The 12425-nt window shown below is 71.9% G+C and carries 12 protein-coding genes; 5 read left to right on the top strand and 7 right to left on the bottom strand.

From position 1 onward, the window contains the following. Positions 1–29: 29 nt before the first annotated feature. The 4 genes from otsB to MCHT01_RS08355 form a co-directional block, all read right to left on the bottom strand. Positions 30–899, bottom strand: coding sequence for a trehalose-phosphatase (gene otsB / locus MCHT01_RS08340; protein ID WP_067064567.1), 870 nt, complete (start codon positions 897–899; stop codon positions 30–32). Then, positions 896–3187: an alpha,alpha-trehalose-phosphate synthase (UDP-forming) gene (locus MCHT01_RS08345; RefSeq protein ID WP_067064569.1), complete on the bottom strand. Its 2292-nt coding sequence runs from the start codon at positions 3185–3187 to the stop codon at positions 896–898. Before MCHT01_RS08345 ends, otsB begins: the two co-directional genes overlap by 4 nt. Next, positions 3184–3690 carry a hypothetical protein gene (locus tag MCHT01_RS08350; protein WP_067064571.1) on the bottom strand — a complete coding sequence of 169 codons (507 nt, stop codon included), beginning with the start codon at positions 3688–3690 and terminating at the stop codon, positions 3184–3186. The genes MCHT01_RS08345 and MCHT01_RS08350 overlap by 4 nt, the downstream gene beginning before the upstream one ends. 73 nt (positions 3691–3763) lie before the next feature. Continuing rightward, complete coding sequence (locus MCHT01_RS08355; protein ID WP_067064573.1) at positions 3764–3976, bottom strand: hypothetical protein; 213 nt, start codon at positions 3974–3976, stop codon at positions 3764–3766. Between the two features lie 134 nt (positions 3977–4110). Here MCHT01_RS08355 and MCHT01_RS08360 point away from each other — a divergent pair, with 134 nt between their 5' ends. The 3 genes from MCHT01_RS08360 (at position 4111) to MCHT01_RS08370 (ending at position 6120) form a co-directional block, all read left to right on the top strand. Further along, the gene (locus MCHT01_RS08360; protein WP_067064574.1) at positions 4111–5148 is read left to right on the top strand and encodes an SDR family oxidoreductase; all 1038 of its coding nucleotides are present in this window, start codon (positions 4111–4113) and stop codon (positions 5146–5148) included. 136 nt (positions 5149–5284) lie between these two features. Then, positions 5285–5563, top strand: a complete 279-nt coding sequence (locus tag MCHT01_RS08365; protein WP_067064576.1) for a hypothetical protein — start codon at positions 5285–5287, stop codon at positions 5561–5563. Further along, positions 5560–6120, top strand: coding sequence for a hemerythrin domain-containing protein (locus MCHT01_RS08370; RefSeq protein ID WP_067064578.1), 561 nt, complete (start codon positions 5560–5562; stop codon positions 6118–6120). Before MCHT01_RS08365 ends, MCHT01_RS08370 begins: the two co-directional genes overlap by 4 nt. 55 nt (positions 6121–6175) lie before the next feature. Here MCHT01_RS08370 and MCHT01_RS08375 read toward each other — a convergent pair whose 3' ends face one another. Continuing rightward, positions 6176–7609, bottom strand: a complete 1434-nt coding sequence (locus tag MCHT01_RS08375) for a type II toxin-antitoxin system HipA family toxin (RefSeq protein ID WP_067064579.1) — start codon at positions 7607–7609, stop codon at positions 6176–6178. Beyond that, the gene (locus MCHT01_RS08380; RefSeq protein WP_067064581.1) at positions 7606–7965 is read right to left on the bottom strand and encodes a helix-turn-helix transcriptional regulator; all 360 of its coding nucleotides are present in this window, start codon (positions 7963–7965) and stop codon (positions 7606–7608) included. Before MCHT01_RS08380 ends, MCHT01_RS08375 begins: the two co-directional genes overlap by 4 nt. A 202-nt stretch (positions 7966–8167) precedes the next feature. Between MCHT01_RS08380 and MCHT01_RS08385 the strand changes: the two genes are divergently transcribed. Continuing rightward, complete coding sequence (locus MCHT01_RS08385; protein WP_067064582.1) at positions 8168–8356, top strand: DUF6496 domain-containing protein; 189 nt, start codon at positions 8168–8170, stop codon at positions 8354–8356. 76 nt (positions 8357–8432) lie between these two features. Here MCHT01_RS08385 and MCHT01_RS08390 read toward each other — a convergent pair whose 3' ends face one another. After that, complete coding sequence (locus tag MCHT01_RS08390) at positions 8433–9968, bottom strand: PQQ-dependent sugar dehydrogenase (protein ID WP_084452195.1); 1536 nt, start codon at positions 9966–9968, stop codon at positions 8433–8435. 153 nt (positions 9969–10121) lie between these two features. On the opposite strand from MCHT01_RS08390, the gene MCHT01_RS08395 reads away from it, so the two are divergent. After that, a complete protein-coding gene (locus MCHT01_RS08395; protein ID WP_067064584.1) occupies positions 10122–12422 on the top strand; it encodes a TonB-dependent receptor family protein in 2301 nt (766 codons plus the stop codon). The last annotated feature ends 3 nt before the right edge of the window (positions 12423–12425 follow it).

Consider the following 12425-nt stretch of genomic DNA (forward strand, 5'->3'; position numbering starts at 1 on the left):
GGCTCGGTCCTGCCGCCACCGAGCACCGATCAGGGCGACCGGGTCCCCTTTTCTCCATCTCCCCCCTTTGCTTGCCTCTCGGCAAGCAAATTCCCTCCTTGAGTTCCGAAAAGGGGACCCGGTCCCCCTGATCCCCCTTCACCGAGGACCTCCAGCATCAGTCGCAGCACGTCGTCGATCTCGGCCTGCTCGTGGAGGAAATACCGGGCGTGGCTGTGGTCGAGTCGAGGGCCCACGCGCACGGTGACCCAGTCGTGGCCGACCTGCTCGAAGGCGGGCTCGTCGTTGGTGTCGTCACCGACGAAGAAGCCGGCGTCGGTGCCGTAGCGGGAGGCCAGTCGCAGCAGCGCGTCACCTTTGTGCGGGGCCCCGGTCACCAGGATGTTGACCACGCGCTTGCCGGGCTCGGCCTCGACGCCCGATGGGAGCTCCTGGAGGAGGACGGCGATCGCCTCGCGCGCGATGACGGGATTGGGGGCCAGGCGGTAGTGGATCGCGAGGGAGGCGCCCTTGTCCTCGATGGTGGCGCCGGCCTCGTTCAGCATCGGCTCGAGGCGGCGCGCGATCTGGCGGAACGCCGCCAGCGTGGTGACGACGCGGGGATCGGGGCCGTCGAACTCGTCCTCGGCGCCATGGTTGCCGACGATGTGCGTGGGCCTGAAGCCCAGGCGGTGTCGCACGTCCAGCACCTGCCGGCCGCTGACGACCGCCACCGGGACGCGGGTGGTCAAGGTCTCCAGCAGGGCGGCGGTGGAGGGCGGGATGCGGGCCTCGTCCGGATGCATGACGATGGGCGCGAGCGTGCCGTCGAAGTCGAAGCCCAGCAGCGGCCGCCGCGCCATGAGGCGCCGCAGCGCGTCGCGGCCCTCGGGGTCGAGCAGGTAGCGGGTGGGCATCATGGGAGCGTCGCCTCCTCGCCGGACTCCCGGGCGCGGCGTTGCACGCGGCGCGTGATGCGCTCGCGCAAGCGCCACTGGCCGGCATCGGCCAGCATGCGGCCGGCCCAGCGGTAGACGTTGAACTCGCGCACCGTCATGCGCAGGCTGGCCATGCGCTCGCGCTGTTCCTGCGGGGGCATGGTGGCGGCGCGGTGCAGGGCGTCGGTCGTCTCCTCGACGTGGTACGGGTTGATGACCAGCGCCTCGGGCAACTCGCGCGCGGCGCCGGCGAAGCGGCTCAGGATCAGCACGCCCTGGTCGTCGTCACGCGCCGCGATGAACTCCTTGCACACGAGGTTCATGCCGTCGTGCAGGCTGGTCACGACACACATGTCGGCCGCGCGATAGAGCTCCATCAGCGCCGCGTGGTCATGGTGCTGTGCCAGCAGCAGCACCGGCTTGTAACCCGCCATGCCGAAGCGCAGGTTGATGCGCTCGGTGACGCGGTGGATGCGGTCCTGGAACTCGCGGTACTCCTCGAGCGCGCTGCGCGTGGGCGCGGCGACCTGCACGAGCACGAAGCGTCCCTGCCATTGCGGGTACTTCTCGAGCAGCCGCTCGACCGCGTGCAGCCGCTCCAGGATGCCCTTCGTGTAGTCGAAGCGGTCGACGCCGACGGCCAGCACCGTGTCCGGCGCCAGCTGCAGGTGCTCGAAGATCCCGGCGCGCGCCTCGGCCGGCGTGGCCCAGCCGGCGCGCTCCTGGTCGGTCGGCCACGCGATGGAGATCGGATAGCTCTGCACCAGCGTCGGCTCGCCCTGATAGCTGATGGTCGAGTGCTCGTGCTCGATGCGGGCCTCCAGGTAGCGGTCCACGGTCTCGGTGAAGTTCTTGCAGTGGAAGCGCGTGTGGAAGCCCAGGATCGTGCTGCCCAGCATCCCCTGCAGCAGCTCGCGCCGCCACGGACAGATGCCGAAGGACTCGGGGTTGGGCCAGGGGATGTGCCAGAAGGTGATGATGGTCGCGTTGGGCAGCTTCTCGCGGACCATGGCGGGCAACAGGGCGAAGTGGTAGTCCTGCACCAGCACGACCGGGTCGTCGCCGCGGGCCTCGGCCACGACGGCATCGGCGAAGCGCTGGTTGACGGCGCGGTACTGGGCCCAGTCGGACTCGCGGAAGACCGGCCGCACGTGCGCCACGTGGCACAGCGGCCACAGGCCTTCGTTGGCGAAGCCCTGGTAATAGCCTTGCTCTTCCTCGTCCGTGAGCCAGATGCGGCGCAGCACGTACTCCTGCGTGTCGGGCGGAACGGCGACGCGGTCGTTGGCGTCGACGACGTCATGGTCGCCGCTGCCGCTGCCGTGCGCGATCCAGGTGCCCGAGCAGGCGCGCATCACCGGCTCGACCGCGGTCACCAGTCCGCTGGCGGGCCGGCTCACGGTCACGCCGTCCGGGCCCTTGTGGTGGATGTAGGGCTCGCGGTTGGAGACCACGATCACCTGGTCGCCCCGCAGCTGCGTGCGCAGCAGGCCGCGCAGACGCTCGGGGTCCCAGGGCGTGAGCGGGCCGTGCTCACGGTAGAGGTTGTCCTCGAGTTCGCGGATGTGCTGGCGGATCTCGACCTCCAGCGGCTGGAGCTCGGGCGGCGGACCGCTCTCGGCGGGCGCGGGCCCGCCGGCGGTGTTGAGCAGCGGTCGCACCAGACCTTCGCCGCGCAGGATGGCGCGCATGCCGTTGACCCAGCCACGCCAGCTCAGCTGCGCGACGATCATCGTGATGCCGGCGATCGCCAGGCCCAGCACCGTGATGAAGATGATCATGTAGCGCCGCGTGTCCAGGCTGCGGCGGTCGGGCAGGCTCAGGTCGTGCAGCAGCACGAGGCGGTCGGAATCGGCCTGCTGCGGATTCACCGGGAACACGCCCACGTGCACCGCGCCGCTGGCCAGCTCCAGGCGCGGGTCCTTGAGCTTCGCGGTCTGCTCGGCCTCGCCGCAGCCGAGCGTGTCGGGGAAGCCCTTGGTGCTGAGCACCTGCTTCCCATCGGGCGCGCAGATCGCGATGCCCACGAGGCGCTCGTCCAGCACGCCGCGCTCGAGCAGGTTGCGCAGGCGCTCGCGCTTGGCGCCGGGTTCGATGTCGGAGATGGCGACGGAGAGCGTCTTGGCGACCATCTCGCCGCGGGTGCTGAGGTCGCGCGAGAACCAGCGCAAGGTCATGCGGTCCAGCAGGGGCAGCGCCAGCAGCGCCGCGACGGTGAGGGTGATCAGCAGCGGGACGAGGAAACGGATCTGGAGGTGCAGCGATTTCATGCGTCGGACCCGTCGCGGTCATCGCGATCGTCGTGATCGGCGTCACGGCGCAGCGCGGCGACGCCTCCGAGCGCGAGGCCGGCCGCGAAGCCGCCGTAGATCATCAGCAGACTGAGCGTCGACGGCGGCCGGGTGCCGGCGGCCGTCGCGCGGTGATCGGCGGCGGGCGTGAGCAGACTGGGGGAGACCACGCGGTCCAGGCCGACGGCGACCGCGGTCAGCAGCAGCGCGTCGCCGCAGGCGTTGGCGCGGGTGCGGTGGCGGCGCAACGCGCGCACACGGTCGTAGAGCGCGCCCCACAGGACGGCGGTGGCGGTGTGCAGCGCGATGTCGGCGGCGGAGGCCTTGAGCGGCGGCCGGCCGACGCGGTACTCGGAGGGACCGACCAGGTGCGCCGGATCGGATCGGCTGCCTCTCAACATCGCCAGGCCCGAGAACACGCTGGCGAGCACGCCGCCGGCGCATGCCCGGCGCAGGGCCGGCAGCAGCAGGGGATTCAGCAAAAGCGACTCCTGTCACAGAGGGAAACAACCCCCTGGGGATGGCAATCGCCGTGCCGGGCGCCGTGCGACAGGCTCACTGCACGCCGGTGGGCGGCGGCATGTAGGGCGGCTCGCGAACAGGGATGGGGTCCTCGCCGGGGAGGGGCGGATCGATCACGTCGGGCGGCTCGTGGTCCGGCTCCGGCGTGGGGCCGTGCGGCGGCGGCGGCACGAACGGCACCTCGTTGGGATGAGGCGGGGACGGCGGCACCGTGTGGGCGTGCAGCGGCGGAAGGGTGGGGTGCATGGGCGGTCCTTGGCGGGATGACGCCGCCTTGCAAGCGGCGCGCCCGGCCGCGTGGGGTCCGGGCTTGCCGACCCCTGGTCGATCGGGCCCTCGGTTCCTCGCGGCCCACCCCGTCACATGCAAGGAGTTCCACCATGACGAAGAAGACAGCGCCCCGGCAGGAAGCACCCCGTTCCCGCGCCGACGACACGCAGGCGCGTGAGCGCCATGTGCAGCACGTGCAGGATCTGAAGGACTCGGAGCAGCAGGCCCGGCAGGGCGGCGAGCAGGCAGGCTCGACGTCGGCCAAGGCACCGGTGCAAGCCGGCGCGCGCGAGCAGCCCGGCCGCTTCCCCGCGCAGCATCTGGTCAAGCCGGGCGAGGAGGGCGATCTGGCGACACGGCCCCGCTTCCGCGCGCCGGATTACCGCGGCAGCGGCAAGCTCGAGGGCATGGCGGCCATCGTGACCGGGGGCGACTCCGGCATCGGGCGCGCGGTGGCGGTGCTCTACGCGCGGGAGGGGGCCGACGTCGCGGTGATCTATCTCGGCGCCGACGAGGACGAGGACGCGCGCGAGACCCAGCACCACATCGAGGCCGAGGGCCGCGCCTGCCTGCTGATCCGCGGCGACGTGCAGGACCGGGAGTTCTGTCGGCAAGCGGTGCGGCAGGTCGTTCAGCGCTTCGGCCGGCTGGACGTGCTGGTCAACAACGCGGCGTTCCAGGAGCACGCGGCCTCGATCGAGGACCTCGATGACGAGCGTCTGGACCTGAGCTTCCGCACCAACGTGTTCGGCTATTTCCACATGGCCCAGGCGGCGGTGCCGCACATGAAGTCCGGCGCCAGCATCGTCAACACCGGGTCCGTGACGGGTCTGCAGGGCAGCGCGAGGCTGCTCGACTACGCATCGACCAAGGGCGCGATCCACGCCTTCACCAAGTCGCTGGCGCAGAACCTGATGGACAAGGGCATCCGCGTCAACGCGGTCGCGCCAGGGCCGGTGTGGACCCCGTTGAATCCTGCCGATTCACCCGCGGAGAAGGTGCCCGGGTTCGGCGCGCAGACCGACATGCATCGGGCCGCGCAACCGGAGGAGCTGTCCCCGGCCTACGTGTTCCTGGCGTCGCCGGTGTGCGCGGGCTACATCTCCGGCATCGTGCTGCCGGTGACGGGCAGCGTCGGCGCGATCTGAACGGCAGAAGGCGAACGGGAGAAGGCGCGGGGCGCCGCACGCCGTCCCGTGGGACACCGCGATCGCCGGCCCGGGCGTCGCGCGCGTGCCGATGCGGCACCCCGTTTGCCGGATCGGCCGCAAGGAGGCATCGTCCATGAACGATCAGGCACTGGCGGTCTTGCGGTCGACGACCGTCGCCGCGACGGCCACGGCACCCCTCGCGACGACACCCGCCGCGACGGCGCCGGCACCCGAGCGCAAGCGCTCCGACACGCCGGCGCATCCACCCGCGCGGCCCCCCGAGCCGGGGCCGGAGCAGGCGCCGCACGAGCATCCCGACGACCCCGGCGTGCACCCCGACGGACCGCGCCGCTATCACGACGACCACGGCGCGCCCGCCCGCATGCGATCGGAGGAAGGAGTCCCCGCATGAACCACGCGTTTGCCCAGAACGGCGTGCGCGCGGACCTGATCGCGCGCGACGAGGTGGTGGCGCTGCTGGTGGACGACCATCAGCGCGCCCAGCACGCGTTCCACCAGTTCGACCGGCTGTGGGCCCGGCACGAGCTCGAGTCCTGCGAGGCGCTGGTGCGTCGCACCTGCGCGCTGCTGTCGCTGCACGCGACGCTGGAGGAAGAGTGGCTCTATCCGGCGGTGCGCCGCTGCCCGGAGATCGGCGCCGTCGAGCGCCGCCTCGTCAACGAGGCCGAGGTCGAGCACCTCGTGACGCGCATCCTGATGTCGCAGCTGCGCCGCATGAGCGCCAACGACGACCAGTTCGCGCCGCTGGTGAGCGTGCTGGGGCGCTACGTCGAGCACCACGCCAAGGACGTCGAGCAGGGCATCCTGCCGCGTCTGACGCATGCCTCCTCGGTGGACTGGCGCACCCTGTCCAGCGGTCTGCGCCGCCGCCGCGCGGAACTCGAGCGCCAGTGGCAGGACGACCTGCAGGTCGAGGCAGCGGAGGGCGCGCGGCAGCAGGATGCGTGAGCGCGCGGTTCGCCTCGGTTGAGCGGACGGCTCGCCGCCGCCGCGGGCGAGCGGGTCAGCGCTGAGCGGCCGAGGCCGTGTCGCGCGCCTTCGCCCGCTGCGCGCGACGTGCCAGCGAGGCCACCAGGGGGTGGTCCATCACATGCGCCAGCAGGCGCTGCTTCTGCTGCGGCGTGAGCGCGGACGCCTCGATCATCGCGGGCCATCGGTCGTAGGCGGCCTTGACGCAACGCGAGATGGCCTGCTCGGCGGGTTTGACCGCGATGCGAAGGCGCGCGCAGAACTCCTGCAGCAGCGCGGGCGAGATCGCCTGCTTCGCCGCGGCGCCGTCCTTGCGCGCCTGCGCGGCCGCGCGCCGGGGCAGGTACTCGGTCGGCAGGAGGAGGAGGGCGTGACCCCGGATCCGGTGGAACACCGCGTAGGCCACCAGGTCGTAGGCGGGCGACAGGCTGGGCGTGATGCCGTCCAGGTAGCGCACCCCGAGGTTCTTCAGGTGCATGTCGGCGTTGCCCACCATCTCGTTGACGACCAGACGCCGCAGCAGTTCGTGCACCGCGGCTTCGCCCATCGACGGCTCGGCGAGGAGCACGGCGGCGATGTCCAGGTAGGTCGCCGGCAGGGCCCCTTCCGGGGAGGGCGCGCCGTACTTGTCCTCCGGCATGCGCCCGAAGATCTGCGCGAAGTCCTCGACGTGGAGGCGGCCGCCGGGGCTCCGGTCGAAGCGAGTGACGGCGAGGAAGCGGGTGTGGCCGTCGGCATCGCCGAGGTCGTAGCCATGCGGCAGCCCGAGCCGATCCAGCGGCTCCAGCGTCGCCTCGCAGGTGTCGACGCCGGCCGCGCGCGCCAGGCGCAGGGTCAGGTCCTCCACCTCCGGCAGCAGCGGCTGCCCGACGACCGGCAGCTTCGCGATGATGTGCGTGTCCTGGTCCTTGGTCCTGCCGACGTAGCGGTCGCCCTCGCGAATGACGCCCAGCTTGGGCTGCACGCCCGAGAGCGACACGCCTTCGTCGAGCGGATCGGCCGTGACGGACATCTCCAGGGCGTCCTGGCCTTGCGTCACGTAGCGCGCGAGCTCGTCCCGCGAGAGTTCGACCGGGAGTGCGTACACCTGGCCCGGCAGGTCCTTGCCGCAGGCCGCCAGCATCTCGAAGTGGTCGTCCGGCGCGCAGTGCCGCAGCGCGGCGACATGGTCGCGGAACACGCCCTCGGGCAGCAGGTTCTGGAAGAACGCCGGCAGCAGCCAGCCGTTCTTCGCCGAGTGCCGGCCGTTGAAACTGGCCGACTGCACATCGCGCCACAGGGCCGCCTGAGCCTGCGGGGTGCTGGCGCGCAGCGACAGCGACAGGGTCGGCAGGGTGTCCGCCCCGCGCGCGAGCAGATCCTCGTCGGCGACGAAGCGATTGGTGACCGAGGCGCCCGGCAAGGCGTACTGGAACAGCACGCCGAGCCGCAGCGGGCCGAGATGGATGGACAGGGCTTTGACGTTCATCGACGCGTCTTTCCAGGGCGAGCAGCAGTCCGCGCAGTCGTCGCCGGGTCGCTCGGCGTTCCAGGTCGAGCGTGCAAGGCCGCCAGGGCGTCGGTGACGACGGATCTCACCGGCGGTCCGACCTCCTGGCCGGCCGCCAAGGCCGCGGCGGCGCCCTTGGGCACCAGCAGCAGCTCCAGCCCCAGCCGATCCGCCAGGGCCATCAGGGTGCTGAGGCGGAAATCCTCCTCGCCGCTGAGCACATGCGTGAGGGTGCGCCGGGAAATGCCGGCCGCCTCCGCGAGCCGGGCCTGGGTCATGCCGTTCCGCTGCGAGGCGTCCCGCAGGGTTGTCGCGATGTCGGGGAGGGTGATCATGGCAATAAAGTACGCAATATCGAGTAAAGCGTACTTTGATGCGCTCGACTGGGCAAGCTCTCATGAGCAATAAAGTGCTCAAAAATTTGCATTGAGTACTTTATTACTCATTCTGGACGCGGTGGCCCGGAAGCGCGGGGCGCGGGAACGCGAGGCATCCGCCTTGCCTCATCCCGTCATCCCCCACTTCGAAAGGACGACCATGACAGCGCGATACGGGAAGAAGGCCCACGACGAAGTCGAGAAGGCCGTGCACGAGGAGAAGCGCGGCGAGCTCAAGAGCGGCCGCGGTGGCAAGACGGTCACCAGCCAGAAGCAGGCCGTCGCGATCGGCCTGTCCAGGGCCCGCAAGGCCGGCGGCAAGGTGCCGGCCAAGCGCGCGCATCACTGAGCGTCGAGCCCGCGGGTCCGATCACCGAAGCGGGTCGGATCAGCGCAAGGGCCCGGGAGCGCCCCGGGCCGTCGCTTCAGCGCGAGGCCGGCGCGCTCGGCGCCTGCGCCGCTCGGGGGAAGGCGGCCGTCGGACCGGCCGAGCCCGCGGCGGTCACGCGCCAGATGACGTTGCCGACGTCGTCCGCCACCAGCAGCGCGCCGGCGCGGTCCACCGCCACGCCGACCGGACGGCCCATGGCCTCGCCCTTGGCGTTGAGGAAGCCGGTCAGCACGTCGATGGGCATGCCGCTGGGCTTGGCGCCGACGAAGGGCACGAAGATGACCTTGTAGCCCGCCGGCACCTGCCGATTCCACGAGCCGTGCTGGCCCACGAACATGCCGTGCGCGAAGGCCTGCGTCAGCCGGTTGCCGTCCGCCGAGGCCAGTCCCAGCGAGGCCGTGTGCGCGCCCACCGCGTAGTCGGGCACCAGGGCGCGGTCCACCAGCTCCGGCCGCTGCGGCTTGACGCGGTCGTCGACGTGACGGCCGTACCAGCTGTAGGGCCAGCCGTAGAAGCCACCGTCCTGCACCGAGGTGATGTAGTCCGGCACCAGGTCGTCGCCCAGTTCGTCACGCTCGTTGACCGAGACCCACAGCGCCTGGCTCGTCGGCTCCCAGGCCAGGCCGACCGGATTGCGCAGGCCCGAGGCCAGCACCCGCGTCGCACCCGTCTTGATGTCGATCTCCAGGATGCCGGCGCGGTGCTGCTCGTTCTGCAGGCCGTTCTCGCCCACGTTGCTGTTGGAGCCGATGCCCGCGTAGAGCCGGGTGCCGTCGGCGCTGGCGATCAGGCTCTTGGTCCAGTGATGGTTGATGGAGCCCGCCGGCAGGTCGGCCAGCTTGGTCGGCGGACCGGCCAGACGGGTCTGGCCGTCGGCATAGGGGAAGCGCATCACCGCGTCGGTGTTGGCCACGTAGAAGCTCGGGCCCACCAGCGCCATGCCGAAGGGCGAGTTCAACCCCTCGGCGAAGACGAAGCGTTGATCGGCGATGCCGTCGCCGTTGGTGTCGCGCAGCAGCGTGATGCGGTTGGCGCTCTTGGCGGTGGCGCCGGCCTTCTTCTGGAACTGCTTGGTGATCCAGGCCTTGGGGCCCTTGCCGTCGTCGGGGCGCACCGGCGCGTTGGTCTCGGCGACCAGCACGTCGCCGTTGGGCAGCACGTAGACCCAGCGGGGGTGATCGAGCTTGTCGGCGAAGCGCGTCACCGCCAGCCCGGTCGCCGGCTGCGGCTGCACGCCGACCGGCCAGCCCACCGCCTTGGCGACATTGATCGTGGGCACGAGGCGCTTGTCGGGCTCGGGGAGCGTCGGGTTGGGACCGTAGCCGGGCGGGGTCGCGGGCTGGGCCTCGAGCGCGCGCACCGTCGAGACGCCAGTCGCCGCGAGGGCCACCAGCGCCGCGACCGCCAGCAGCGCCCGTGTCGGCCGGGCCGCGCGAGTCGAGCCGACGGACGAAGCGGACGAGGCGGACGAGGCGGACGAGGCGGACGAGGCGGCAGCGGGAGTCGACGCGGACGAGGTGGGAGCGGCAGGCGAGTGAGACAAGGCGGATGGGGTGGGCTTGTTGTTCATGGGCGTCTCCGTCGAGGGGCGCGCCGAAGCGGGCGCCAGAGGCGGGAACAGCAAGCGGGATGCCCGCGCGATGCGATATGGTCCGCGACCGGCATTCCGTTTGCCATGAGGCCCGCGGGCGCGATCGACGCCATCCATGCATCGGGAGGATCAATGAAGGGATCACAGGGCCGCAGCGGCCTGCGCGCGGTCGCGGCCGCCTGGCTGTGCGCCGCCGGCACGGGCGCCATCGCGGCGACGGGCGAGGCGTCGGTGCCGTCCCAAGGCCCGCCTTCGGAGGTGGCGCCCACGGCGGCGCGGGGCCAGCCTGTGGTGATCGCGAACCGGCGGCAGGCGGACTCGCCGTCGGCCACGCCGCCGGACACGCCGCCGCACACGCTGTCAGGAACGTTGCCGGCCGTGGTGGTCTCGGGCAGCGTGGCCGGGCGGCGGCTCGACGACGCCCCTTACGCGGCGTCCGTGATCGACGCGGACACCCTGCGCGGGGCCGGTCCGCGCATCAACCTGTCGGAAGCGCTGAACCGCGTCCCCGGCCTCACCGCCAACAACCGTCAGAACTACGCGCAGGATCTGCAGCTGTCGACGCGCGGCTTCGGCGCGCGGGCGCCGTTCGGCGTGCGCGGGCTGCGGCTCTACACGGACGGCATTCCCGCCACCATGCCGGACGGCCAGGGTCAGGTCACGCACATGGACCTGGCCTCCGCCGCGCGGATCGAGGTCCTGCGCGGGCCGTTCTCGGCGCTCTACGGCAACAGCTCGGGCGGCGTGATCGCGATGGTCAGCGCGCCGGTGCGCGAGCGCTTCGCGGCGGTGGACCTCGACGCGGGCAGCGCGGGGCTGCGTCAGACGCGCCTGAGCATCGGCTCGCCGCTCGGCGGCGGCTGGGAAGCGCAGGCGGGCGTCTCGCATCTGGCGTTGGACGGCTTCCGTCCGCACAGCGCCGCGCGTCGCGCCTTGGCCAACGGCCGGCTCGCCTGGGCCGGCGAGCGCGATCAGGTGCTCGTGCTGATGAACAGCATCGACCAGCGCGCGCAGGATCCGCTCGGCCTGACCGCCGCGCAGCTCGCCGCGAACCCGGACCAGACCGCTGCTCAGGCCGAGCAGTTCGACACCCGCAAGAACGCGCGGCAGACGCAGCTCGGCGCGCGTTGGTCGCATCGCTTCGACGAGGCCGGCCCGCTGTCGGACACCGCGATCACCGCCTATGCCGGCCGGCGCGCGGTCACGCAGTGGCAGTCGATCACCGTCGCCGCGCAAACCCCGGTGGGCAGCGGAGGCGGCGTGGTGGACTTCCATCGGCGCTACGACGGCGTCGACGCCCGCGCGATCTGGCGGCTCGGCGAGGCGACGCTCGCGACGGGCGTGAACCTCGAGCGGCAACGGGACGATCGGCAGGGCCATGAGAACTTCATCGGCAGTGGCGCGGCTCAACGCCTCGGCGTGACGGGCGCGCTGCGCCGCGACGAGGACAACGAGGCCGTCACTCGCGAGGCCTACGCACAGCTGGAGGCGCCGATCACCGAGACGCTCAGCGCGAGCGCCGGTGTGCGGGCCGGGCGGGTCACGCTGTCCGCGCAGGACCGCTTCCTGTCGAATGGCGACGACTCCGGCGCCGCGCGCTACCGCTATGCCACGCCCGCGCTGGGGCTGGGCTGGAAGGCCGCGCCCGGCTGGCTGCTGCATGCCGCCGTCGGCCGGGGATTCGAATCGCCGACGCTCAACGAGCTCGCCTACCGGGCGGACGGGCAGGGCGGTTTCAATGCGGCGCTCAAGCCGCAGAAGAGCACGCAGCAGGAGCTCGGCCTCAAGTGGCGCGGCGGGCGAGGCGCCGGCGATGGGGCGATCGAACTCGATGCCACCGTCTTCCACATCGACACCCGTGACGAGATCGGCGTGCTGACCAACAGCGGCGGCCGCTCCAGTTTCCAGAACGTCGGGCGCACGCGGCGCGGCGGGATCGAGCTGGCCGGGGCCTGGGCCTTCGCACCGCGCTGGCGGACGCAGGTGGCGCTGGGCACGCTGAAGGCGAGCTACCGCGACGGTTTCCTGACCTGCACCGCCACGCCATGCGCGGCGGCCAGCGTCTCGGTGCCCGCGGGGAACCGCATCGCCGGCACCCACGCGGGCAGCGCCTACGCGGAGCTCGCCTGGCGGCCCGACGAGGTGGCGCGGCATGGGGAGCTCGCCGTCGAATGGCGCGGCGTGAAGCGCACGGCGGTCAACGACCTCAACAGCGAGTGGGCGGCCGGCTACGGCGTGCTGAACCTGCGGGCGCGGCATGCCTGGCGCTTCGGCGCGATGCGCGCCGAGCTGAGCGCTCGCTTCGACAACGTCGCGGACCGCCGCTATGCGGGCAGCGTCATCGTCAACGATGGCAACGGGCGCTTCTACGAGCCGGCGCCAGGCCGGTCGTTCTGGCTGGGGTTGTCGCTGCGGGCCGCGGACGGCGGCTGAGGC

Origin of the sequence: Mitsuaria chitosanitabida ATCC BAA-476 = NBRC 102408 (assembly GCF_001598255.1) — a bacterium.
Lineage (GTDB): Bacteria > Pseudomonadota > Gammaproteobacteria > Burkholderiales > Burkholderiaceae_C > Roseateles > Roseateles chitosanitabidus.